Consider the following 22,466-nt stretch of genomic DNA (forward strand, 5'->3'; position numbering starts at 1 on the left):
GCCATGGTGATGTCCAAGCCGATCGCCTGTTCGAGAATGTATAATCTCAGCCCGCGCATTCGCGGCCTGTGGGACGCGCTGTTTGCGCTGGTCAGCTCGCAGTCCAGCATAGAACTCGAGATCATCGCTCATGCAGCACCAGCCCCCCTGTCGGAATTATGGGCGAGGCCGGACATGGGCGCGGTCTTCATGTGCGGCTATCCGTTTTCGCGCATGCGCGAGGCTGCGCGACCGACGATGCTTGCCGCACCCGTCTCGAGCGAGGCATGGTCTTTGGACCAGCCGCTCTATGCCAGCCACATTCTCATCGCCTCCACCGGGCCAGTCAACGCGGTGGCCGATCTCGCTGCGGCACGCTGGGGCTGGACCGTGCGCGATTCTCAATCGGGCTACCACGCGGCGCGCTCCTTCCTTGCCGGCCAGTTTGCCGGGAAAATGAAGCAGAGCATGACGGTCGGACCGCTGCTCAACCCTTCAGGCATCGTCGCCGCCCTCAAGGATGGCAGGATCGATGCGGGCGCGATCGACGCTTACGCCTTCCAATTGTTGTCGATGCACGAACCCGACGCGATCGATGGTCTTCGTATTCTGGCGACGACCGAGCCGCTTCCCGCGCCGCTATTGGTTGCCGCGCAGACATTGCCTGTGGACATCACCACAGCGTTAAAGCAAAGCCTCGTGGCATTGCATGAAACGCCTGAGGGAGCGGCGGTTTTGGAACGGCTCGGCCTCAGGCGATTTTCGGCGGTCACTCCGTCCGCCTACGATATTCTGCCGCAGAGAGCCGACGACGCCGATCGCAGATTGGGGATCCCATGGTAGACAGGCGAATGAGCGCCCGGACGCGGAGGTCTCGGCGATGAAATGGGTCCCTAAACATCTCGACCGGCTATTCGAAGCGCTGTTGGAGCACCTGTATCTCGTTTTTTCATCGGTCGGCATTGCCCTGGTGATCTCGCTGATCGTCGGGATATGGGCGGCAAGGCGACCGCGAAGTTTTGCGGCCATCGTCATCTTCACCGGTATCCTGTTCGCCGTGCCCAGCCTGGCGCTGTTTGCGCTTCTCATTCCCATCATGGGTATCGGGGCGGCGCCCGCTATAACAGGTCTTGCCGCCTATTCGCTGATGATCCTGATCCGCAATATCGGCATGGGATTTCAGGCTATTCCGCGTGACATACTCGAAGCTGCCGACGGCATGGGCTACGGCACGGCGCGGCGGATCTGGGAAGTCGAGCTGCCGCTGGCGATGCCCTATATTGTCGGCGGCATCCGCATTGCCGTGGTAACAGTGATCGGCATCGCGACCGTTGCCGCCTATATCAATGCCGGCGGGCTCGGCGTCATCATTTTCGAAGGCATCGACCAGCGGTTTCCTGAAAAGATCATCGCAGGCGGGCTGCTGACGTCATTTCTGGCGCTCTTTGCCGACTACTGTTTTGCGTCGTTCGAAAAGCTGCTGCGCCGCCGCAGTGGAGGTAAAGCGGCATGATCGTGATCGATGCATTCAGCTGGATCTTCGACAACTCCGGCACCTTCTTCAACGCTTTCAATCGCCATCTTCTGATGTGCGTCCTGTCGCTCGGCATCGCTTTTGTCATTGCCGTGCCGCTCGGATTTGCCGTCGCACGGGCACCCCGCGCCGCCTTTGCAGTGGTCAATATCGCCGGCGCCTTGCGCTCCATACCGAGCCTTGCGATCCTGTCGGCGACGATGCCTTTCCTCGGCATCGGATTGTTGCCGTCGGTGATCGCCCTCATCGTCCTTGCCGTGCCGCCGCTGCTGTTGAACACGATCATCGGCATTCGCGAGATCGACGCCTCGGTGATCGATGCGGCCGATGGAATGGGGATGAGCGCCGGGCAGATGCTGTGGGAGATCGAACTTCCTCTGGCCGTTCCCGCGATTCTGTCAGGCGTCAGGACGAGTGCCGTCCAGGTGATCGGCGGGGCGGCACTCGCCTCCTTTATCGGCGGCGGCGGACTTGGCGATTTCATCAATGCCGGCATTGCGATCATGAACATGCCGCGCCTTCTCGTCGGAGCGGTCCCGATAGCCCTGCTCGCAATCTTTGCGGAATTGGCGTTCGGCGCCCTGGAGCGCGTCTTCACTCAACGGCGCTAAGCGGCCGAAAGCGGATATCAGGATGATTCATCTCGATCATGTTACGAAGAATTACGACGGAAGCGGCCAGCATGCGGTCGACAATCTCGATCTCCTGATCGAGACCGGTACGACGGTTGCCCTGATCGGTCCTTCGGGCTGCGGCAAGACCACGACCATGCGCATGATCAATCAGTTGGAGACCCCCACGACGGGACGTGTGCTGGTCGACGGCAGGGATATCGCCCGGGTCGATCAGAAGGAGCTGCGCCGCAGCATCGGTTATGTCATCCAGCAGGTTGGTCTGTTTCCGCATATGTCGATCGCACGCAATGTTGCGACCGTCCCGCGGCTTCTCGGCTGGGAAAAGGCGCGCAGCGATCGCCGGGTCGACGAACTCCTGGATCTCGTCGGTCTTGATCCGGCCATCATGCGGCAGCGTCTTCCGCACGAATTGTCGGGCGGGCAGCGTCAGCGCGTCGGTTTCGCCCGCGCTCTCGCCGCCGATCCGGCGATCATGCTGATGGACGAACCGTTCGGCGCGATTGATCCGATCACCCGCGTCCGGCTTCAGGACGAATTCCGCGATATTCTCAGGAAGGTGAAGAAGACCGTCGTCATCGTCACGCATGACCTCGATGAGGCAATCAAGATGGGCGATCGTATCGCGATCATGCGGGATGGCCGCCTCCTTCAATATGATAGCCCGCAGGAGATCCTTGCGCGTCCCGTCAATGAATTCGTCGAGAGTTTCCTCGGCCCTGACCGAGCCATAAAAAGGCTGAGCTTGATTGCCGTATCGACGATCATGACCACGCCGGAACCGTCCAACGGCGATGCCGAGATCGCCGCTGACGCCACGGTTCACGACGCCTTGGCGCTCATCCTCTCCGGTGAGATGCCGGGCCTGCATGTCCGAGCCGCCGATGGCACGCTTGCGGGATATCTGTCGCGGGACACTTTGTTGCGCGCCAATCGGCTGTAGGGCAATTCCGGTAAAAGTGCGCAGCGGTTTTGCTCGACGCGGAACAAGACCACCGGCCCTTGCCGAAGAGATCACCATGCCAATGCTACCCACGCGTGCTGAAAGGGATTGCCGATCGCCTGTCTCAGGCTGTAGATGAGTTTCGCACAATGGGATTGTGCAAGCGGCCGGAATGACGTCAACTCCGCTCGTTCGTTATCGGTCACTGTCTGAAGCTTTCCCAGCGCACTGCGCTGCCACATGAGGGGACCTACGCCATTGTCTTCGCTTGTTCTTCCTAGTCGCCCGCTCTCGTTGGCGCGCAACGTCATCTCCACCCCGAATGCTTACTTCTGGTCAACGCCCATCATCCTGGCACTGGCTGTCTTTCTATTCGTCTCGGAAGCACCAGGCGTAATCCGCGATTTCCAGATCAGCCAGAACCCTTTGACGCTGGAAAATGGCGACGTGCAAAACGGGCGATGCACGACACGCAAGGCAGTCTTTACCGATTGCGAGGCACGCCTTGTCTACAGCTACGGCGGACGAGACTACGACACCGAAGTCGAGGTCATGTTCGTCGATTTCCATACTGGCGACTACGAAACCGGTCTTGTGATATCAGCCGATCATCCGGAACTTGCGACGATGAGCTTGGGTCTGGACATGCTCTGGAACCGGATCATCACGCTCACCGTGTTCGCGCTACTGTTTGGCGGCATGGGCCTGGGGATGATTTTTCTCGCTATCCGCATCTGGTGGGTCAAGGGCCAATTGCTTCGGCCTGCCATGCTGACCCCCGTTCCGGTCGAGGTCACCGCATTCGACCGCAGACGCGGCGTCCTTTCCATCACCTACAATGACAAGATTGCCAACGACAAAACGGGGCGATCGGCTTACACGCGCATGAAGAATGGAGAAGAGCCTCTGATCGTCGGGGAAGCCAATGGCAAAGCGATCGGACTGGCTGTCAGGCACGGCAATACTGCCCTGCCAGTGCTTCTGGACGATCGTCTGCAGCGCGTGAAGCTTACCGATGATGAGCGCAACGCGGCTCTTGCACCTTTCGCGCATCAGCAAGAAAGCGATCGGAGTGTGCCGGTTTTGATCGAAGACCCCAAGCAGGCGGGGGTATCGATCTGGAGGCGATTGCAGGTTTTCTTCGGTATGTTGCTTCTGATCCTCGTCGGTGTGGTCGGCTTCTGGCTTTGGTACGTCACGACCTCCACGACACCATTCCAATCGCCTGGCATGGACATCAACAATCTTATGCCGGCGCCGTTAAACGAGTGGGGATGCGGGCAGCTCAAGAAGCGGTTTGGTCAGGATCGCGCGCCTCTTGGTTGCGTCGCCGACGATTACACGAGCTGGAAATAGCAAGACGGTCCGCGCTGTTTGACCGAGCCTTCACGATCGGCGGTAGACCAGGGCGGGCCGTTTTGCGGTGAAAGCTTTCGGCGTTTCTGCGTCCAAATCAGTCCTGAACACATGTGAGGCCGTCAAAGCGACCGCTCGCTCAACGGCCGGTCGCTCTGGCGTCGTCTCCACGAAGCGCTTCACGGCTCTAATTCATTCAGTCCTGGTCTGCGACGACGCAGGCAGGCAGCCGAAGCCGTACCGGTCGCCGAAAACGCAAGCGTCTCGGACCAATTTCGCAGTCAAAGATTAGATGACACCTTTGCTGAAAATGAAGCACCCATAGGGCCCTGGGTCGGAGGTTCTGACGATCGCGAAGGATTTTTTCGCTGCTTCGTAAAATGCGAAACGCTCCAATGCCTCCATCCGAACAGGGCGATCTTCAGCGCGATCGATGACTTTTTGTATCGTCGCGAAAATCGGCATTTGCCCGCTGGCGTCGCCAACAACTTGCATCCTTTTCACCGGCGCATCGATGAACGTGTCCAGTGGGAAGAGCGTCAGAATAGCTTCAGCGACACGCTCCAAGCCGCAGCCGGAAACGTCGATGAGATGGCCGTAGGTTGTATGCCGGGCTATGGTCTGGGCAGGGTGGTTGACGTCGCACAAGACCAGTTGGTCCCCGTGCCCCATCAGCATCAAAGCATGCATCAGCTCGGCGTTTAAGACTGGATCGATTCCCCTCAGCATGTTGTGCCTCCCTGTCCAAAGGTCTAATCTTTACAGATTATGCAAATTCCGTAATGTTTTGAAATGGGTTCAGCCTCAAATGCTTCGTTTATATTTTTGGACAAAAGCACCGCACATATCCGATGATGCTTATGGTTAGTCAAGTCGTCGCGAGAACGAAAACGAGAAATATCTGAGAATTCTGCAATGGATTACTTTACAACGGTAATTCCATGTGTGAAGTTATCGGTGCGAATGACGTCCTCCCAGGATAGGGGCGGCGGGTGCAGCTGAGCGCTCTACCTGCCGCCGCTTTGCAGGAAGGTCGATCAAACGTCGCGAGGAGTGCGCGACGCCGTTGGAGGAGGATCATATTTGGCATCGATGAATATCGTCAATGTCGGTAAGGCCTATGGAAGCCTGACGGTGATCCATGGCGTTTCCGTCGAAATCCCCGACGGCGAGTTCGTCGTTCTGGTGGGGCCGTCGGGTTGCGGAAAATCGACGCTGCTGCGCATGGTCGCCGGCCTCGAACCGATAACCTTCGGTGACATCCGGATCGACGGCAAGGTGGTCAACGACCTGCCGCCGAAGGACCGCGATATCGCCATGGTATTTCAGAGCTATGCGCTCTATCCGCACAAGACGGTGGCGCAGAATATGGGCTTCGCGCTGAAGATGCGCGGTGAGACGAAGGCCGATATCGAGGGGCGGGTGCGCAAGGCGGCCGAGATCCTTGATCTGGTGCCGTATCTTGCCCGCTATCCCCGCCAGCTTTCTGGAGGCCAGCGTCAGCGCGTGGCGATGGGAAGGGCGATCGTGCGCGATCCCAAGGTATTCCTGTTTGACGAACCGCTCTCTAACCTTGATGCCAAGCTGCGCGTGCAGATGCGCGCCGAGATCAAGGAGTTGCAGCGCCGGCTGGCAACGACGATGATCTACGTGACGCATGATCAGGTGGAGGCCATGACCATGGCCGACCGAATCGTGGTGCTGCGCGACGGACGTGTCGAGCAAATCGGTTCGCCGCTGACGCTTTACGATACGCCTGCCAACACCTTCGTCGCCGGTTTCATCGGTTCGCCGTCGATGAACCTGATCAAGGGCCACATCCGCTCTGCCGCCGAGCCGTTCTTCGAGACGGATGAGGGTATTCGGCTGCCGCTCCACCGCGCGCCTGCGGGCTCGGACGGGCGGCCAGCCTTTTACGGCATTCGGCCCGAGCACTTCACGCTTGGCGGCTCGGTCAGCGCACATGTGACGGTCGTTGAATCGACCGGATCGGAAACGCAGGTCTTTGCAAAGCTTGGGCAACAGAAGATCATCGGCGTCTTTCGCGACCGCGTCGAGGAGCCCTCGGACCATGTGATCGCGATGACGCCGAACGCCGCCCTCGTCCATCTGTTTGACGGAGAGAGCGGACTGAGGCTTATCTGAGAGTTCTTGCTGCCGCTTCGAGGAGGAAGCGCCGGCAGCCACAACCGTGGCGGTTTATCAACGGGAGGAGACCCATATGAAAGTCAGTGATTTCGAGAGAATGATGGCGATCGGCCTGAGCCGGCGCGCCATCCTGAAGACCAGTGCAAGCCTCGGTGCGGTCGCAGCCGGAAGCGCCATGCTCGGTCCATTCGGAACGGCCTTTGCGCAGGATGCATCCTTGCGCAGCCAGATCTTGCAGGTGCCGGGTGTCGGCAAAGGCTCGCCGACGGATGCCGACTGGCAGAAAGTTGGCGAGATGTGCCTGGAAGCGACGAAGAAGAGCGTCAAACAGGGCGAGTTCGCCGGCGTCGAACTATCTTTCATGGGCCTGAATAACCAGAACCTGCATAACGTTCTGTTCCGCGGCTTCCTCAAGCCTTGGGAGGATTATACCGGCGCCAAGATCACCTGGATCGACCTTGCGCAGGCTGACTACAATCCACGCCTGCAGCAGGCGATCGCAACGGGTACGGTCGATTTCGACCTGCTCGAGATGGGCGCGCCGTTCGAGGGTGATGTCTGCGGCAAGGGGCTGGCGTCGGAGATGCCGGACTGGGTCAAGACCCAGATCGATATGGACGACTATGTCGACTACCTCAAGGCGCCGGTTGGCACCTGGGACGGCAAGACCTACCGCGTCTCGGTCGATGGCGATTGCCACAACTTCAACTACCGCACCGACTACTTCGCCGATGCCGACCTGGCGAAGGCCTGGAAGGACGAAGGCCACGAGGGCGAGTGGGGCGTTCCGAAGACCTGGCAGAAGGTTCAGGAGGTCACCAAATTCCTCAAGGGCAAGACCATCGGCGGCATGGAAGCGGTCGGCTATCTCGACGCACCCAAGGCTTGGGGCGGTTTCGGCTTCTACTTCCTCGGCAGCCGCGCCACGGCCTATGCCAAGCATCCCGATGACAAGGCCTGGTTGTTCGACACCGACACGATGAAGCCGCGCATCAACAACCCGGCATGGGTCCGGGCGATTCAGGACGTCATCGACGCCCTGCCATCGGAAGCGGGCGATCAGCTCAATGCCGATCCGGGCACGACAGCTTTCCAGCAATTTCTGGCCGGCACCGGTTCCATGGTCTCCTGGTGGGGAGACGTGGGTGCAAGCGCGCGCACCAGCGACAGCTCGGTCGTTGGCGACACCATCGGCTTCGACATCCTTCCGGGATCGGACGATGTCTATAATTCGAAGACCGGCCAGTGGGAAAAGCTTGCCAGCGGCCCGAACCACGCGCCAAACATGGCCTATCTGGGCTGGGGCGTCTATGTGATGGCCCGGGTCGACAGCGACGAGAAAAAGAAGAAAGCGGCCTGGAGTGCTGCAGCCCATCTCGGCGGCAAGGATCTGGCACTCTGGACGGCGGCCTATCCGTCCGGCTTCCAGTGCTATCGCAAGAGCCAGTTCGACATCAAGGAATGGGTGTCGGCAGGTTATGACGAAGCCTTTATCTCAGGCTATCTCGCTTCGCAGTCGAATTCCTACAACCATCCGAACGCCGCTATCGAGCCGCGTATTCCGGGCATCTTCCAATATTACAGCGTCGCGGAAGACGAACTGGCCAAGGTTTTCGCCGGACAGGTAACCGCACAGGCCGGCGCCGATGCGATCGCTGCCGCCTGGGAGAAGATCACCGATCAGCTCGGCCGCGACAAGCAGCTTGCGCTCTACAAGGCCTCGCTCGGGGCCTGATATACGACGGACATCTTCGGATGTCTCGTCCATGATCTCAGGCGGCACAAAGTCGTGCCGCCTGAACCGTTGCCCGGTTCCGCACGCCTTTCTGCCTCAAGGGTCTTGCCTATGTCGCATACGATTACCCCAGCCGTCAGCCCTGTGGAGGGCGCGACGGTCCAGCGCGCCGCCGCCAGGCGCGGTCGGCTGCTGCTCTTCGCTGCGACCATCTTGTTGTTCGCCGTCCTCATTCTCCAGATCCTCGATGCGAGCGGGGTCACGGCGCTCGGCCTCGTCAGCTGGCGACCGCTGCTGTTTGCCTATATCGTCTGGGCGGTGGCACTGTGTGCGAGCCAGGTGATGATCCGCGGTGAGGCGGGGCAGCGCGCGGTTTTCGTGCTTCCTGCCGTGCTCTTCACCGTCGCCATGGTGGTTTTCCCGACCGTCTTCGGGCTTTATATCGCTTTCACGGATTGGAACCTGAGCGCGGCGGCCGGCCGACGCTTCAACGGGCTCGACAATCTACGCACTTTGTTCGCGGACCGGTATTTCTGGAACGCGCTGCTGAACATGGTCTATTATGTTCTGTCGGTCCTCGTTCAATATGTCATTGCCTTCGGGCTGGCGCTGCTGCTCAACGCCGAGATCAAGGCGCGCAAATTCTTCCGGGTTGCCTTTCTCCTGCCGCTGATGCTGAGCCCGGTGGCCGTCAGCTGGATGATTGGAAAATCACTCATGGAATACCGGTTCGGCCCGGCGGCGACCCTTGCGCGCCATCTCGGCTGGGACAATCCGGCATTCTTCTCGACGCCGTGGCTCGCGCGCACCTCGATCATGGCGATGGATGCCTGGGTGTCGATCCCGTTCATGATGATCCTGCTGCTCGCCGGCCTTCAGGCGCTTCCTTCCGAAATCAAGGAGGCGGCGAAAGTGGATGGAGCGTCAGGCTGGCAGAGTTTCAAGGAGATCACCTTTCCGCTGATGCTTCCGGTCAGCATGACAGTGATCATCCTGCGCATCATCTTCCAGCTGAAGCTCGCCGATATCGTCATCAACGTCACCGCTGGCGGACCGGGCGGGGCGACGGATACCGTGTCGAGCTTCATCTTCCGCGAATATCGTGACCGTTCCAATGTCGGCTACGGCACCATGCTTGCGGAATTCTATCTCGTCATCATCATCATCTTCGTCGCGCTCATCCTGAAAGGGGCGAGCCGATGGATGCAACGTGAAAATTGAGGCGAAGCCCATGGCGATCATCGCTGAAACATCCGATAGGCCGGGGAGCCTCTGGTCGCGGCGCCCGCAATTCCTGACCAACAGCCTGCTGATCTATGCGGCTCTGGTCTTCTGGGCCTTCATCTCGCTCTTTCCGATCTACTGGACGATCACGACCTCGTTCAAGACAGCGGTCAACGTGACGCAGGGGCATCTGATCCCGTTCGTGGACTTTACGCCGGACTGGAAGGGCTGGCGCTCGCTCGGCCTCTCGCCGGATACGATCTTGGCGCCATCGACTGTGCGCGATGAGTTCATCCGTCGCTTTCTCAACAGCATCGTGGCGTCAGCGGGGGCGTCGTTCCTGGCGGTGCTCATCGGATCGCTGGCGGCCTATGGGCTCAGCCGGTTCTCCTATAAATTCCTTTGGATGGCGAACAAGGACATTTCCTTCTTCTTCCTGTCGCAGTTGATCCTGCCGCCGGTCGTGCTCGCTATGCCGTTCCTGGTTCTCTACAAGCACCTGATGCTGCTCGATACGCTGATCGGCCTCATTCTTATCTACACGCTGATGGTGCTGCCGATCGTGATATGGATTATGCGCGACCAGTTCGACACCATCCCGGTCGAGCTGGAACAGGCGGCACTGGTTGACGGCTGCTCGATCTGGGGCGCTTTCCTACGGATCGTCCTGCCGATCGCACTGCCCGGCATGGTGGCAGCTTTCATCCTTTCGGTCATTCTTTGCTGGAACGAATATTTCTTTGCGGCACTGCTGACGAGTTCGAATGCAAAAACGCTGCCGGTGATGGTGGCAAGCCAGACGGGGTCGCAGGGGATTAACTGGTGGTCAATGGCCGCCATCGCCACGGCGGCGATCATGCCGCTGGTGCTCGTCGGCATTTTCCTGGAGCGCTACATTGTGAAGGGCCTGACGGCAGGCGCCGTTAAATAGAGGCACGAGGAGGACATTTCTAATGCTCAAAAATCTTGACCCGGCGCTCAATGCAGACGTGCTGCACGCCTTGCGCTCCATGGGGCATGGGGACACGCTTGTTGTGTCCGATACCAATTTCCCGAGCGACAGTGTGGCCCGCCAGACGGTGATCGGTAGGCCGCTCAGCATGGCCAATCTCTCGGCACCGCAGGCGATCCGTGCGATCCTCTCTGTGCTGCCACTCGACACACCGCTCCAGAATTCCGCCGGCCGCATGGAAGTCATGGGTGCGCCGGGGGAGATGCCGGCGGTGCAAAGCGAGGTGCAGGCGGAGATCGACCGGGCGGAAGGCAAACCTTCGCCCATGTACGGCATCGAGCGCTTCGCCTTCTACGATCTCGCCAAGAAGGCCTATTGTGTAATCTCGACCGGCGAGACGCGGTTCTATGGCTGCTTCCTGTTCACCAAGGGCGTCATCGCACCTGCAGGCGTGTGAGGTGTCAGCCATGAGAACCGGAATTTCCATTCTCGGCATTTTTGTCGCCGACACCGCCTATCTCGCGCCGCGCATGCCGGCCCTGGGCGAAACCATCGCCGGCAGCGGCTTTTCTGTTGGCCCTGGCGGCAAGGGATCCAATCAGGCGGTGGCTGCCGCGCGTGCCGGAGCTGACGTGTCCTTCATTTCGAAGATTGGTCGCGACACATTCGGCGATCTGGCGCTCAAGACCTATGAGCAGGCCGGCGTGACGGCGAAGCTGATCGTCATGGACGACAAGCCGACAGGGGCCGCTTTCATCTATGTCAACGACCGCACCGGCGACAACGCTATCATCGTCTATGCCGGGGCAGCCGGCACGATCGGCATCGAGGATGTCGAGGGAGCGCGCGAGACGATCGAGCAATCCGCAGTGTTCATCACCCAACTGGAACAGCCTGCACCCGCGGCCCATCGGGCGCTTGATATTGCAAGGAAGGCCGGTGTCACCACGATTTTCAACCCCGCACCCGCGGGCGCCTTTCCAGCGGAGATCTACCGGCTCTGCGACTATATCATCCCGAACGAGACAGAAGCCGCGGCCCTGGTCGGCTTTCCGATCGAAACGCTGGACGATGCGAAACGCGCAGCTGACGTGTTTTTGGCGCAGGGAGTGGGTGCGGCGGTCATCACGCTCGGCGCCCGCGGCGTGTTGTTTCACAATGCCGGGCAGTCGGCTCATGTGCCAGCCGTCTCCTGCGGCCCGGTCATCGATACGACCGGCGCCGGCGATGCCTTCGTCGGCGGCTTTGCAGCAGCACTTGCGCGAGGCGCGCCGCCGCTCGATGCTGTCCGCTTCGGCTGCGCCACTGCCGGCATCGCCGTGACGAGACGCGGGACGGCCCCTGCCATGCCCTCGCTTGCCGAGATCGAGGCCGTAATGGCCGGCTGACGCCGACATCCTGCCGTACAGGCGACCCATTTGGGGCCCTTTCGAATTCCATCCAGCCAAGGCTGTCAATACCGGCGGCGGGTTTCCGCACGCCGGTGCTTTGGCGAGGGAGGCAAGGGCGGAAGCAGATATCTCCGACGCGGCCCACAACGAATTGACGCATTGCACAACACTTATAACTTTACAAATCTAAATTATTCTGTGAAGTAGTGTGCATAGCGACTGAAGTGAGCCAAAGCCGTGACCCAATTGAAATTCGCCACCCGCCTTAATTCTTTTGCCTCGAAGCCAACGGCCGAATGGCCGGAGCTTTCCGGCAAGCCGACCGTCCTGCAAATGGCGACGCGCGCTGCCAAGGTCGATGGTCTAACCGATCTCGATCTCAATTATCCTGACCATGTGGCCGACGATCCGGCCGTCCTGGCGCGTCAGATCGGTGATTTCGGCCTAGCCATCAACGGCTTCGCCATGCGCTATTATACCAATCCGGCCTTCAAAATCGGCGCTTTCACCAACCCCGATCCGGCAGTTCGCCGCGAAGCGATCGATCTCACCAAGAAGGGCATCGACTCGGCCCGCGCCGCCGGCAGCAAGCTGATGACGATCTGGCTTGGACAGGATGGTTTCGATTATGCCTTTCAGGCGGACTACCATACGCTTTGGCAACACGAAATAGACGGAATTCGTGAAGTTTGCATGCATGATCCCGACTGCGAGATCAGCATCGAATACAAGCCGAACGAGCCACGCTCCTACAGCCTGATGCCCGACTGCGCGACCACGCTCCTGGCGATCAAGGATGTCGATATGCCCAATCTCGGCGTCACGCTGGACTTTGCCCATGTGCTCTATGCCGACGAGCAGCCGGCATTTGCCGCAGCTCTCATTGCCCGCTACAGCCGCGTTCTGGGTGTTCATCTCAATGACGGCTATGCCAAACGCGACGACGGTCTGATGGTCGGCGCGGTGCATACCCAGCAGACGATCGAGCTGCTACGCCAGATCCGCAAGGACGGTTATGACGGCGCGATCTATTTCGACACGTTCCCCGATATGACCGGTCTCGATCCGGTCCACGAATGCGAGGTGAACATCCAGACCGTCAAGCGGATGCTGACGGTGGTGGATCGCCTCGAGCAGGACAATCGTCTCTCCGGGGCGATTGACCGACAGGATGCAGTCTCTGCGCAGGCGGTTGTCCAGGAACTCATGCTCGGCTGAACTGCCTGACCGTCAACATACCCTGAATTTCTACGACCCTTGAACCCAAGGCATGCCGGAGGCGTGCCGATCGACCCTATCCGGGAGGAACCGATGACGACCTTTTTGAAGACGACCCTTGCTGCCGGCATTGCCGCCAGCCTCCTGTTCGGCGCGGCCGTCGCGCAGGAACTCGCGCCCCTCAATTCCGATACCGAAAAGGACCGTATGGACTGGTCGCAGCTCGAGACAAAGCTTGGCGCGCTGCCCAAGCTGCCCGAAGGCACGAAGGCCGGTGCCGTTTCCAAGACACTGACGAACGAATACTGGCGCTCGCTGGGCGAAGGCTACGCGGCCCTCGGCAAGAAGGTCAACGTTCCCGTCATTTATCAGGCTGCCCAGAGCGAGGGTGACCAGCTCGGCCAGCTGACCATCGCCGAGGGCATGATCACGCAGGGCTATAACGTCTTGCTCGTCTCTCCGCAGACGGACGCCAACCTGCAGCCGGTCATCGAGCAGGCCAAGGCGGCCAATATTCCGGTCGTCAACGTCAACGATGCCGTCATTCCGCAGGCCGAGCATTATGTCGGCAACGTCCAGCGCGACAACGGCGTGCGCGTGGCCAAATGGTTCATCGAGCATCGTCCCGAGGGCGGTAAGGTCGCCATCATTGAAGGTCAAGCCGGCGTCTATGCGGCGGTGCAACGCACCGACGGTTTCAAATCGACAATCAGCGAAGGCGGCAAGTTCGAAGTCGTCGCCAGCGTTCCGGGAAATTGGGATCGTCAGACGTCCTACGATGCTGCGACCAACATCCTTAACCAGCATCCCGACCTGGTCGGCTTCTATGCCAACAATGACGGCATGGCGCTCGGCATCGTCGAGGCCGTGAAAGCCGCAGGCCTCCAGGGCAAGGTCGCTGTTTTCGGCACCGACGGCATCTCTGACGCCTACGCTTCGATCAAGGCCGGCGAACTGACCGGCACGGTCGACAGCTTCCCGGTCCTGACCGGCGAAGTGGCGCTCGAGGCCGCGCTGCGCCTGGTTGCCGGCCAGAAGCTGCCACGCGTGGTGGCGACCCCGCAGGCCCTCATCACCGCCGACAATCTCAGCCGCTACCAGGGTGCGGGCGTCGATGTCCGGGCGGTGCTGATGGAAGATGCCAAGGCAGCCAAGTAACGAACGTCGACGATGCCGGCCGTCAAGGCCGGCATCCCGATGTGTTGAAGGAGGTGGAGTGATGGTGCCGCGACTGAGATTCGAGACGATCTCCAAGAGCTTCCCCGGGGTGAACGCCCTGGCCGACGTGTCGTTCGATGTTGCAGCCGGCGAGATCCACGGACTTCTAGGCGAAAACGGCGCCGGCAAATCCACACTTCTGCGAATCCTCTCCGGCGTGTTCCGCCCGACCTCCGGAACGGTCTTTGTCGATGGTCAGGCCCTGATCCTCAAAAGGCCGATAGATGCCCGCAGTGTGGGCGTCGCCATGATTCACCAGGAATTGCAGCAGGTGCCGCATTTGAGCGTCGCCCAGAACATGTTTCTCGGTCATCCGCTGACCCGCCTGGGTGGTCTTTTCGTCTCCCGCCGTGAGCAGGAGAGCCGCGCGGCGCAAGCCCTCTCGCTGATCGACAGGACTATTGATCCTTCAGCGCCGATCTCCTCCCTCAAGGTCGCGCAACGCCAGATCGTCGAGATCGGTCGCGCGCTGCTCGACAAGGCGAAGGTCATCGCCATGGACGAGCCGACGTCGAGCCTGACGCCGAGCGAGTTCGACCGTCTGGCAGAGGTGATCGCCAGCCTTTCGGCGAGTGGGGTCTCGATCATCTATGTCTCCCACAAGATGGACGAGGTCTTCCGCATCTGCCAGCGCGCCAGCGTCATGCGCGATGGCAAGCTCGTCGGCATGGTCGATCTCAAGAGTGCCTCGGAAAAGGACGTGATCGCGATGATGGTCGGTCGCGAGCTGATGCAAGAGGAACACAATTCCTTCGTCACCGATACGGTCAAGCTCGAGGCCAAGAACGTGTCATCCGCAACGAAGATCCGCGATGTGTCGTTCACGCTGCACAAGGGTGAAGTGCTTGGCATTGCCGGGCTCGTGGGCTCCGGTCGCACGGAACTGCTGCGGCTTCTGGCCGGCGCTGACCGCCTGAGCGACGGGTCGATCGCCATCGACGGCAAGGCCCTGCGCTTCGCCTCCCCGCGCGATGCGATCGCCGCCGGCATCGGTCTCGTGCCGGAAGAACGCAAGCGGGAAGGGATCATTCCCCTACGTCCAGTCAGTACCAACATGGCGCTCGCTTCGCTTTCCAGCTTTTCGTCGGGCGGCATGATCAACACGGGCAAGCTCCGTGCGGCCGCACAAGATTTGTTGAAGCGCGTCAATCTGCGGCCGTTTCAACTGGATCGCCCCATTCGCCTTTTCAGCGGCGGCAATCAGCAGAAGGCGATCATTGCCCGTTGGCTAGCGGCCAAGTCGCAGATCTTGCTGTTCGACGAGCCCACCCGCGGTATCGATGTCGGCGCCAAGTCCGAGATCTATCATCTGATCGAGGATCTTGCCCGCGAAGGCCATTCGATCATCGTCGTCTCCTCGGAACTGCCGGAGGTTATCCGGCTCTCGGACCGCGTGCTGGTCATGCGGGAAGGTTCGATCGCTGCGGACATTCCACGCGACCAGCTGAGCGAAAGCGCGATCGTCGCGCATGCCATCCCCGGGGCCAACCCCGGCGCCACCGTCGCCCGCACTGCGAGCTCCGCGTGAACCAGACAGGACACCCAATGACCAGTTCTTCGACTGCATCCGTTAAGCCCGCACCGGTCTTTCGCCGCTTCTCGTTTTCGCTCCGCGATGCCGGAACCCTGATCGGGCTCATTATCATCATGGCCGTGTTTGCCGCGCTCGTTCCTGGCTTCGTCTCCGAACGAAACCTCATCAACATCCTCCAGCAGTCGAGCATCAATGCGTGCCTTGCGCTCGGCATGACGCTGGTGATCATCTCGGGCGGCATCGATTTATCCGTTGGTCCGACGGCCGCAATCTCCGCCGTCATCACCGCGACCCTTCTTCTGACCGGCACGCCGATACCGCTGGCGATCTTCACCGGTCTCGGCGTCGGCGTCGTCTGCGGCTTCATCAATGGCGCGCTCGTCGCCTATGTCGGCCTGCAGCCGTTCATCGTCACGCTCGGCACGCTCAGCACTTACCGGGCCATCGCGCTCATTTATACCGGCGGCAATCCTGTTCTCGGCATTCCCACGGGCTTCCGCTCACTCTTCAACGGCAATCTCTTCGGCATTCCGACGCCAGTCATTATCGTCGCTGTCGTTGCGATTGCCGCCTGGATCCTGCTCAAGAAGACACCGATCGGCGAATATCTGATGGCGGTCGGTGGCAATGAAGAGGCAGCCTATGTGGCCGGCGTTCCGATTGCGCGCACCAAGATCACGGCCTATGTCATTTCCGGGGGGCTGGCAGCACTCGCTTCGCTGATCCTGATCGGGCGTCTCGGGGCTGCCGAGCCTATCCTCGGCAACCTATGGGAACTTGACGCGATTGCGGCTGCGGCCATCGGCGGCGCTTCGCTGATGGGTGGCAAGGGAAGCATTCTCGGCACGATCCTCGGCGCCATCATCCTTGGTGCGATGCGTAACGGTTTGACGCTGATGAACGTTCAAGCCTTCTATCAACTGCTCGCCACCGGCCTTATAATCCTCGTCGCCATGATGATCGATCGCGCGACAAGGGGACGGGGATGAACGCTGAAAGCTTCGACATGAAGGCCGTCGGGCCACGCATCCGCATGATGATGCCGCTCTTGACGCCGCTCGAAGCAAAGGTCGTCGATACCGTTTTCGCCATGCGCGATTTCAGTGACGAGACGTCGCTCAAGCAGATCGCGGAGAACGCCGGCGTTTCCGAAGCCATGGTGGTCAAGATCACCAAGAAGCTCGGCTTCTCCGGTTTCCGTGACTTCCGCTCCGCCGTCAGCCAGTATAACCGCCAGCCAACGGCAGAGATGCATCAGGAACTGTCCGTCGAGGATACGTCGCTTGAAATCGTCCAGAAAGTGTTTCGCACCTCGATCCACGCCCTTGAGGAAACGCTTGCCATTCTCGATATGGAAGCATTCGACAGGGCAGCGGATCTGATCCACCAGGCGAGAAACCGCGACTTTTACGGTGTCGGCGGCTCGGCGCAGATCGCACGGGATGTGGCGCACAAGTTTCTTCGCATCGGCGTGCGCGCCAGCGTCTTCGACGATTCCCACATGATGCTGATGTCGGCCTCGTTGCTGGTGGATGGCGATATCGCCATTGGCTTTTCCCATTCCGGCAACACGATCGCTGTGATCGAGGCAATCCAGCTCGCGCGCAGGAACGGCGCGCGCACCATTGCAATCACCAACTACGATTCCTCGGCTCTCGCCCAGTCCGCAGACGTGGTTCTGTGTTCCACCGCACAAGGTTCACCGCTGATGGGGGAAAATGCCGCAGCGCGCATCGCCCAGCTCAACATCCTTGATGCCATCTTCGTTGCCGTCGCCCAGCGTGACTATCAGGCAGCCGAACGCAATCTTGAACGCACCATGTCCGCCGTCACGTCCAAACGAAAAGATCGCCTCCCATGACATTTTCGCCTGTTGTCACCGTCTTCGGCAGCCTTCACTACGATATCGCCGTCTTCGGACCGGCCCGGCCCCGAAAGGGCGAGACAGTGACGGGGACATCCTGGCATCCGAAAAGCGGCGGCAAGGGCGGCAATCAGGCGGTTTCGGCTGCCCGCACCGGGGTCGCCACCTTCATGATCGGGGCGGTTGCTGGTGATGACTTCGGGGATTTTCTTATCGCAAATCTCGCTCGCAAAAATGTCGATCATACATTCGTCCGACGTGATGCATCGCAGTCAACCGGCATGAGTGTCGCGACTTTCGATGCCGAAGGCGACTATGGTGCGGTTATCGTGTCGGGAAGCAACCTGACGCTTGGCGACCACGATGTCTCGGCAGCTCGAGATCTGCTCAGCAGAACAACAATTCTCGTCCTGCAAAACGAGATTCCCGATGCCGCCAACGTTGCGGCGGCAAAGGCCGTCAAGCAAGCAGGCGGGCGGGTGCTGATCAATGCAGCTCCGGCACGCGTTCTGTCGAACGATCTGCAACATCTGATCGACATCATCGTCGTCAATGCCATCGAAGCCGAAATGCTGGCAGGCGTTCCCGTTGTTGAAACGCTTGACGGCGCTCTGGAGGCGGCCAGAAAGCTTGTGAAGATCTTCCCCGAAGTGGTGGTGACCGCTGGGGGATCGGGTGTCGCCTACGCAAATCGCAGCGGAGAAGAGATCGCCGTTGCAGCAGTCAAGGTTGAGGTTGAGAGCACGCACGGGGCCGGAGACGAGTTCATCGGCGTCCTCGCTGCGGAAATCGCATCCGGGAAGACGATGAACACCGCGCTTCAGAAGGCAAATATCGAGGCTGCACGACTGGTTGGTACACCCGAAAAGAATCGCCTGAGATGAAGTCCGGCGGGCACCTTCGTTGATGCCGCAACAATCATCGGCACAGCCTGTCAGGCCCCGCGTAGCGCACGGTACGAAATCGCGTCACTCTGGTCTCCGAGCGTAAATCGTGTGCCACCCATCGCCGTCACGGTTCACCCTGTATGCGTCCCATTCAAGAGCCAGGCCCGCCCCCTGGATGCACAGCGCGAAATCGTCCCGGCGCCAGTAGGACATATGGTAGGCGCCGCTCGTCTCTCCATCCCCATCCCGCATCGACACCAGGAAGACGCCTCCCGGGCGTAGCGCAGCGACGATCTTTTCGAGGACTGGGCCGGTCTGGTCACGCGGCACATGTATGAGGACACAGAGAGCGACCACCGCGTCATAGGGGCCGCCGAGGTCGTCGGTGATGACGTTGAGGAGCTGGCCCTCCTTGCCGCGCGCCGCCTGCAGTTCCAGAAACCGCCGCGTGGCATCGGTTCGCCTTACCGAAGCGCCCTGTGTCTCCAGGAAATCCGCATCCCATCCGGCCCCAGACCCGATCTCAAGGATCTGGCCGCCCTTGCCAGCGGCGGTAGCGACCTGGCGCAGTGCCGCCTCGAGGCTTGGCGAGGGAAACGGATCAACGATGCGACTATATTCATCGGCGCAACCTTCATAAGAATCGATCGTGCGCTGGGTGTTGGCCAAGGTGGCGGAAGAGATGTGCATTTGACCTCCGAATGGTTTGCATCCTGGACGCCGCTCGGGGCGTCTCAAACCATCATCGGCCTAAGGCAGGCGTAAGCACATCAGGCAACATGCCTAGACAAGGAATGAAATAGGAATGCGAGGCCGGGTGTCGTGGGAAAGACAGATAGCGGTAGGGTATAGCCAGACAAGCGAACCTTAAGCCGGATCGACGATCCGGAGCCGGTGCGCCATTGCGGCCGCAGCGCCGCGGCTGGGGACGGAGAGCTTGCTCAAGATGTTGGAGACATGAACGCTCGCCGTCTTCGAGGAAATGAACAGATTGACGGCGATCTCGCGATTGCTCTGTCCCGCGGCGAGAAGCCGGAGCACCTCGAATTCCCGATCCGTCAGGCCGAGGGGTGCCTTCGGCATGCCACCCTCCTTCCCGTCTCGTAGATCGATGCGGGCCTTCTCGGCGAGGGTCTCGATCTGATTGCCCAAGAGGGGAGCGCCGATCGAATGGGCAAGATCCGCGCCTCGCCGGAAATGGCCCGCACCCTTTGCGCGCTTGCCGGCATTCACTGCAGCACCACCGGCCTGCATAAGGGCATATGCCTGCCGGAAGGGCTGGCTCAAATCAGCCCAGCTTTGGGCAGCCAATTCCCACGCACCGAGGTCGGAACCCGTCGAGCGCGACATCTCGGCCAGGATGCCCAGCCTCTCGGCTTCCTCCACCGCATTGCGGCACTGGGATCGAGCAGCAAGGTCCGCGAACTGCCGGGCGACATCTTTCTGGTTCGTATCAACGGCAACACGCATCGCCGAGGCCAGGAGCGGCCAAGAGACGCCTCCTTGCTTCTCGAAATGGGTCAAGGCGGATCTTACCAGGATCGCAGACTGATCCATGTCACCCGCCAACGCGCGGCTTTCGATGCCAAATCTGAGAAGATCGGCCGCCACGCGGCTCGCAACCTGAGGGCCTGGTGGCAGACTGCGCAAGGACCTTGCCGCCACGGCAATTCGATCCGAATTCCCCAATACCAAGGCGATCTCCGCCTGGCATTCCAAAACATGAACGAGCCCCAGCGGCAGCGGATCCAATGCCGCCATCCGCTCGCACGTCTCAATGGCTTCGGAAACGCGGCCCAAAGCGAGGAGGGCGCGGCACAAAGGCGAACCGACTATCGCCCCGATATAGCGCGCCTGGCCGAACTCGACTGTCCGCGCAAAGATCGCCGGTCCGACTTCAATGAGCTGAGCGTATTTTCCTGTCTCAAGCAGGGCTTGAAGCAATGCCGCGCCCGCCAGCACCTCGACCCTTCCGATGGCGGCCTGCCTGGCGCGGGCAACAACGCTCCATAGGGCATCGATGTGGTAACTGCCCGATGCCATGTCCAAAGACTTCGCAACGATCAGTGCCTCCATGCGGTACTCCTCATCATCGAGCCTTTCGGACAGATCCTTCAGTTCGTCGCCGAGGCGCCTGGCGCGATCGAACTCTCCCCTCCAGATCAGCGCGCGGGAAAACTGGCCCAGTCCGTCCGCGCGCAGCCTTGTGGAATCGGGTGCATGGTCAAGCGCGCGCTCAAGGTCGGCGATCTCGCCTGGGATAAGTGCGTGTTGACGCATCACCGCGCGCTGTAGAAGAAGCGCTGCCAGTTGCTCGTTGTCGCGATCCGCATCCACTTCGGCGAGTGCGCGTTCGACAAAGGCCAGCCCCTGTTCCGCCTCCGCTGCCCAGCAGGCGGCGTCGGCAGCGAGTTCCAACACTCTGCAGTGATCCGCGCCGATCATTTCAATCGCATCATCGACCTCGGGCCACACTGCCAGCACGAGCTTCAGCATCTCCATCTGGTCTGCATAGGCGAAAGTGGCAGCGGCTTCCGTGGCGGATTGCCAGGCCCATCGCAGGCAATTTTCGGCTTGGCCGGCGCCGCGCCAATGGCGCGCGAGCGCAACGGAATGCCAAACCCGGTAGCTTGGAACCGGTCCGCGTTCGAGCATCTCGGCATAGGCGCGATGGATGGCCACCTTTTCGGCGGCGATCAGGTCACCCCGCACTGCTTCCTGAATAAGTGCATGCCGGAAAGCATATCCATCATCATCAGGCACCAGGATCCCAGCCAAAATCGCAGGACGCAGCAATTCTGCCAATTCAAGGTCAGCCTTGTCAGCCACGCTGCGAAGAAGCGCATGGGTGATATGCGGACCGCCGAGCGCCATCACCTTCAACAGCTTGGCCGTCGGCGCCGGCATGTCCCTGACAGATCTCAGCAGGTAGTCATTGAGCGAACCAGGAAAATCTTTGCGCAAGCTTCCGCCGGCGTCGACGAGCGCCTCCGTGAAAAGCGGGATTCCGCAGCACCGCGCATGGACCTCATTGATCATCGCAGGTGTTGGCGGGTGTCCCAGCAGCCCCTCGAGTTGTACGGCGACCTCCGCGCGCTGAAGGCGGGGAAGCGTCAACACCTCGGCGCCCTCGGAAAGTGAGAGGTCCGCGATGGTCGTCCGCAGGGCGTTGGTGGCGCTGGTCTCCTCGGGTCGATAGGTGACGATCAGCATGATCCGAATTTTCTTCAGCCGCGTCGCGAGGAAGCGAAGCAGATCGCATGTCGCCTGGTCGGCCCAGTGAATATCCTCGATGACCACGACGAGCGGCACCTCTCGTGCCAGCTCCTCGAACAACTTTCGCAGCACCTCGAACAGCCGCGCTCTTGCGATGCCAGCATCGAACCTTTGAGAGGTCTCGCCGAATTCGGGAAGAAGCCAGGCCAGCTCGCGCGCACCCTCGGCGCCGACAAGCGACTTGGCCGCAGGCCCACCGCGAAGCTGAACAAGCTCATGCAGCACTGCCGTTACAGGTGTATAGGGCAACGCAGATTCCCGCTGCTCAATGCACCCGCCTTTCAGAATCAGGGCACGGCCGGACAATCGGTTGGCAAACTCTTCAACCAGCCGGGTTTTGCCCCCGCCTGCTTCTGCCCCGAGAAGAAAGGAACGTTGCCGCCCGCCAGAAACATCTCGGAAAGCGGATTCCATCGAATCGAGTTCTACTGCACGGCCTGAAAACCGAGACCTTCTGAGGGATGTCGACACAAGATGCTCCGATACCTGAATTTCGAGATTAGCAGAGATGAAGACATAGTCATCCCGACGGTGCAGAGTGGCGATGTGGAGATCCCAAGCACCGGTGATGTTCA

20 protein-coding genes are annotated in these 22,466 nt (G+C 60.5%); 17 read left to right on the forward strand and 3 right to left on the reverse strand.

Annotated features, from left to right (window positions below; genetic code table 11):
- Window positions 1-3 precede the first annotated feature (3 nt).
- From ACD590_RS29645 to ACD590_RS29665, 5 genes are all read left to right on the forward strand, one after another.
- Window positions 4-822, forward strand: a complete 819-nt coding sequence (locus tag ACD590_RS29645) for a phosphate/phosphite/phosphonate ABC transporter substrate-binding protein (protein WP_018245835.1) — start codon at window positions 4-6, stop codon at window positions 820-822.
- Window positions 823-859: 37 nt separating this feature from the next.
- A complete protein-coding gene (locus tag ACD590_RS29650) occupies window positions 860-1,492 on the forward strand; it encodes an ABC transporter permease (protein ID WP_018245834.1) in 633 nt (210 codons plus the stop codon).
- A complete protein-coding gene (locus tag ACD590_RS29655; protein WP_018245833.1) occupies window positions 1,489-2,124 on the forward strand; it encodes an ABC transporter permease in 636 nt (211 codons plus the stop codon). The genes ACD590_RS29650 and ACD590_RS29655 overlap by 4 nt, the downstream gene beginning before the upstream one ends.
- Before the next feature lie 22 nt (window positions 2,125-2,146).
- Entirely contained in the window at window positions 2,147-3,088 is a 942-nt protein-coding gene (locus ACD590_RS29660; RefSeq protein WP_018245832.1) for an ABC transporter ATP-binding protein, read from the forward strand.
- A gap of 240 nt (window positions 3,089-3,328) precedes the next feature.
- The gene (locus tag ACD590_RS29665) at window positions 3,329-4,444 is read left to right on the forward strand and encodes a hypothetical protein (RefSeq protein WP_018245830.1); all 1,116 of its coding nucleotides are present in this window, start codon (window positions 3,329-3,331) and stop codon (window positions 4,442-4,444) included.
- A gap of 288 nt (window positions 4,445-4,732) precedes the next feature.
- Here ACD590_RS29665 and ACD590_RS29670 read toward each other — a convergent pair whose 3' ends face one another.
- Window positions 4,733-5,173 (reverse strand): RbsD/FucU family protein, encoded by a 441-nt coding sequence (locus ACD590_RS29670; protein WP_018245829.1) that lies wholly within the window; start codon window positions 5,171-5,173, stop codon window positions 4,733-4,735.
- Window positions 5,174-5,527: 354 nt separating this feature from the next.
- Here ACD590_RS29670 and ACD590_RS29675 point away from each other — a divergent pair, with 354 nt between their 5' ends.
- The 12 genes from ACD590_RS29675 (at window position 5,528) to ACD590_RS29730 (ending at window position 18,612) form a co-directional block, all read left to right on the forward strand.
- Complete coding sequence (locus ACD590_RS29675) at window positions 5,528-6,589, forward strand: ABC transporter ATP-binding protein (protein WP_018245828.1); 1,062 nt, start codon at window positions 5,528-5,530, stop codon at window positions 6,587-6,589.
- A gap of 76 nt (window positions 6,590-6,665) precedes the next feature.
- Entirely contained in the window at window positions 6,666-8,327 is a 1,662-nt protein-coding gene (locus tag ACD590_RS29680) for an ABC transporter substrate-binding protein (RefSeq protein ID WP_018245827.1), read from the forward strand.
- Between the two features lie 111 nt (window positions 8,328-8,438).
- On the forward strand, window positions 8,439-9,548 hold the full coding sequence (locus tag ACD590_RS29685; protein ID WP_018516602.1) for a carbohydrate ABC transporter permease: 1,110 nt from the start codon (window positions 8,439-8,441) through the stop codon (window positions 9,546-9,548).
- A 10-nt stretch (window positions 9,549-9,558) separates the two neighbouring features.
- Entirely contained in the window at window positions 9,559-10,482 is a 924-nt protein-coding gene (locus ACD590_RS29690; RefSeq protein ID WP_018245825.1) for a carbohydrate ABC transporter permease, read from the forward strand.
- Window positions 10,483-10,504: 22 nt separating this feature from the next.
- Window positions 10,505-10,960: an RbsD/FucU family protein gene (locus ACD590_RS29695; protein WP_018245824.1), complete on the forward strand. Its 456-nt coding sequence runs from the start codon at window positions 10,505-10,507 to the stop codon at window positions 10,958-10,960.
- Window positions 10,961-10,970: 10 nt separating this feature from the next.
- Window positions 10,971-11,891, forward strand: coding sequence for a ribokinase (rbsK, locus tag ACD590_RS29700; protein WP_018245823.1), 921 nt, complete (start codon window positions 10,971-10,973; stop codon window positions 11,889-11,891).
- 249 nt (window positions 11,892-12,140) lie between these two features.
- Complete coding sequence (locus tag ACD590_RS29705; protein WP_439004070.1) at window positions 12,141-13,112, forward strand: sugar phosphate isomerase/epimerase family protein; 972 nt, start codon at window positions 12,141-12,143, stop codon at window positions 13,110-13,112.
- 93 nt (window positions 13,113-13,205) lie between these two features.
- Window positions 13,206-14,270, forward strand: coding sequence for a sugar ABC transporter substrate-binding protein (locus ACD590_RS29710; protein ID WP_113543093.1), 1,065 nt, complete (start codon window positions 13,206-13,208; stop codon window positions 14,268-14,270).
- 61 nt (window positions 14,271-14,331) lie between these two features.
- Complete coding sequence (locus ACD590_RS29715; RefSeq protein WP_439004029.1) at window positions 14,332-15,858, forward strand: sugar ABC transporter ATP-binding protein; 1,527 nt, start codon at window positions 14,332-14,334, stop codon at window positions 15,856-15,858.
- Window positions 15,859-15,875: 17 nt separating this feature from the next.
- A complete protein-coding gene (locus tag ACD590_RS29720; RefSeq protein WP_018245819.1) occupies window positions 15,876-16,853 on the forward strand; it encodes an ABC transporter permease in 978 nt (325 codons plus the stop codon).
- Entirely contained in the window at window positions 16,850-17,725 is an 876-nt protein-coding gene (locus ACD590_RS29725) for a MurR/RpiR family transcriptional regulator (RefSeq protein ID WP_018245818.1), read from the forward strand. Before ACD590_RS29720 ends, ACD590_RS29725 begins: the two co-directional genes overlap by 4 nt.
- Window positions 17,722-18,612 (forward strand): ribokinase, encoded by an 891-nt coding sequence (locus ACD590_RS29730; RefSeq protein ID WP_047620618.1) that lies wholly within the window; start codon window positions 17,722-17,724, stop codon window positions 18,610-18,612. The genes ACD590_RS29725 and ACD590_RS29730 overlap by 4 nt, the downstream gene beginning before the upstream one ends.
- An 84-nt stretch (window positions 18,613-18,696) precedes the next feature.
- On the opposite strand, the gene ACD590_RS29735 is transcribed toward ACD590_RS29730, so the two are convergent.
- Both ACD590_RS29735 and ACD590_RS29740 read right to left on the reverse strand, forming a co-directional pair.
- Complete coding sequence (locus tag ACD590_RS29735) at window positions 18,697-19,305, reverse strand: class I SAM-dependent methyltransferase (protein ID WP_439004030.1); 609 nt, start codon at window positions 19,303-19,305, stop codon at window positions 18,697-18,699.
- 177 nt (window positions 19,306-19,482) lie between these two features.
- Entirely contained in the window at window positions 19,483-22,362 is a 2,880-nt protein-coding gene (locus ACD590_RS29740) for a helix-turn-helix transcriptional regulator (RefSeq protein WP_439004031.1), read from the reverse strand.
- Between the last annotated feature and the right edge of the window lie 104 nt (window positions 22,363-22,466).

The sequence above is a fragment of the Rhizobium sp. 862_C5_N1_2 genome (genome assembly GCF_051811205.1).
Classification (GTDB): Bacteria; Pseudomonadota; Alphaproteobacteria; order Rhizobiales; family Rhizobiaceae; genus Rhizobium; species Rhizobium leguminosarum.

Bases quoted from the DNA above. Each gene is read 5' to 3' on its own strand.
- ACD590_RS29645 (WP_018245835.1), top strand. From the start codon at position 4: ATGGTGATGTCCAAGCCGATCGCCTGTTCGAGAATGTATAATCTCAGC.
- ACD590_RS29650 (WP_018245834.1), top strand. From the start codon at position 860: ATGAAATGGGTCCCTAAACATCTCGACCGGCTATTCGAAGCGCTGTTG.
- ACD590_RS29655 (WP_018245833.1), top strand. From the start codon at position 1,489: ATGATCGTGATCGATGCATTCAGCTGGATCTTCGACAACTCCGGCACC.
- ACD590_RS29660 (WP_018245832.1), top strand. From the start codon at position 2,147: ATGATTCATCTCGATCATGTTACGAAGAATTACGACGGAAGCGGCCAG.
- ACD590_RS29665 (WP_018245830.1), top strand. From the start codon at position 3,329: ATGAGGGGACCTACGCCATTGTCTTCGCTTGTTCTTCCTAGTCGCCCG.
- ACD590_RS29670 (WP_018245829.1), bottom strand. From the start codon at position 5,173: ATGCTGAGGGGAATCGATCCAGTCTTAAACGCCGAGCTGATGCATGCT.
- ACD590_RS29680 (WP_018245827.1), top strand. From the start codon at position 6,666: ATGAAAGTCAGTGATTTCGAGAGAATGATGGCGATCGGCCTGAGCCGG.
- ACD590_RS29685 (WP_018516602.1), top strand. From the start codon at position 8,439: ATGTCGCATACGATTACCCCAGCCGTCAGCCCTGTGGAGGGCGCGACG.
- ACD590_RS29690 (WP_018245825.1), top strand. From the start codon at position 9,559: ATGGCGATCATCGCTGAAACATCCGATAGGCCGGGGAGCCTCTGGTCG.
- ACD590_RS29695 (WP_018245824.1), top strand. From the start codon at position 10,505: ATGCTCAAAAATCTTGACCCGGCGCTCAATGCAGACGTGCTGCACGCC.
- rbsK (WP_018245823.1), top strand. From the start codon at position 10,971: ATGAGAACCGGAATTTCCATTCTCGGCATTTTTGTCGCCGACACCGCC.
- ACD590_RS29710 (WP_113543093.1), top strand. From the start codon at position 13,206: ATGACGACCTTTTTGAAGACGACCCTTGCTGCCGGCATTGCCGCCAGC.
- ACD590_RS29715 (WP_439004029.1), top strand. From the start codon at position 14,332: ATGGTGCCGCGACTGAGATTCGAGACGATCTCCAAGAGCTTCCCCGGG.
- ACD590_RS29720 (WP_018245819.1), top strand. From the start codon at position 15,876: ATGACCAGTTCTTCGACTGCATCCGTTAAGCCCGCACCGGTCTTTCGC.
- ACD590_RS29725 (WP_018245818.1), top strand. From the start codon at position 16,850: ATGAACGCTGAAAGCTTCGACATGAAGGCCGTCGGGCCACGCATCCGC.
- ACD590_RS29730 (WP_047620618.1), top strand. From the start codon at position 17,722: ATGACATTTTCGCCTGTTGTCACCGTCTTCGGCAGCCTTCACTACGAT.
- ACD590_RS29735 (WP_439004030.1), bottom strand. From the start codon at position 19,305: ATGCACATCTCTTCCGCCACCTTGGCCAACACCCAGCGCACGATCGAT.